1 protein-coding gene is annotated in these 1,003 nt (G+C 57.2%); it reads right to left on the bottom strand.

The genetic code is table 11. From position 1 onward, the window contains the following. Positions 1-217: 217 nt before the first annotated feature. The gene (locus QX073_RS34365) at positions 218-766 is read right to left on the bottom strand and encodes a DUF6714 family protein (protein ID WP_315718323.1); all 549 of its coding nucleotides are present in this window, start codon (positions 764-766) and stop codon (positions 218-220) included. Positions 767-1,003 lie beyond the last annotated feature (237 nt).

The following is a 1,003-nucleotide window of genomic DNA, read 5'->3' as shown; positions in this document are numbered from 1 at the left end:
ACTTCGCTGATGGGGAAGAAGCAGCCGTCGATGCACCCCACCCGGAAGGTCGGCTATGGGCGAATTGCGGACGTGACCGGGTCGCCGGACCGTACCCTGAATGGCCCTGGAGGCTGCCGACTTGCGGCGCTGCATCAAGTCGGCAACTATCCGAGGTACACCGGCCGTGACGCTAGCTCGTTCGGGACGGCAGCAAGTGACCCATAACGTAAGATGGTCAACGTCCTTGAGGCTTCGCCACTCGATCATACCAATACGTTCCTAGTGCCTCGACAATAGCATTATTCACGATATAGCCGTAATCTGGCCGATCTCGCAGTGCTCGCCATTCAAGATAATGAACGATCGCGACAGCCTGGCGGTGATCTAACAAGCTCCAGCGATTGCGAGCACATTCAGCCTCGAGCTTTTCGCTTTGTGGCTTGGCTCTCTTGTTGTGTGATCGGGGGGCAAAGCCGTGAGTGAGTGCAAAGATTGGGTCGACCATCCGCAGCTGGGTGGTCATATCCGCAATAATGTAGGCAGGTATGTAGAAGCAAATCGCTTCATCGGTCAGAAAGCTCAAAGCTGACCCGAGGCCGCTTGGTACCTTATCCAGCCATTCGGGCGCGAGTGTTGTCCAGTCATCCTTATCGTCAAATGCCGCGATGACCCGCAATGGCTCGTCGCCTTGGGCGCTGTTGACCAGCGGAAGGAACCGACCCTGCCGCCGTGCTGGGAAGGCCTGTCGTATTTCTTCGATTAGAGCCTCGACGGATACTGTCATGCTTTCCCTGCAAGATGCTCAGAGACGCGCCCAGTCGACGCGTCAAGCCCATGTCTCAGCTTCAACTTAACCGCCAGGCGCCCAGTGGACACATGAGGCTAAGAGACACGATTAACGCATCGTTTCTAGGGGCTATTTGTTGGCGTTCGACTTCCGGAATTGGCCCATGGCTGCCGACTTGCGGCGCTGCGGCAAGTCGCCTGTTATCTGGGGTACACCGGCCAAAGCGCCACCCCA

The organism is Bradyrhizobium sp. SZCCHNS3052, from assembly GCF_032484495.1.
Taxonomy (GTDB): Bacteria; Pseudomonadota; Alphaproteobacteria; order Rhizobiales; family Xanthobacteraceae; genus Bradyrhizobium.
Note: the sequence above shows the minus strand (reverse complement) of the source record. Positions and strands in the feature narration are given on the sequence as shown.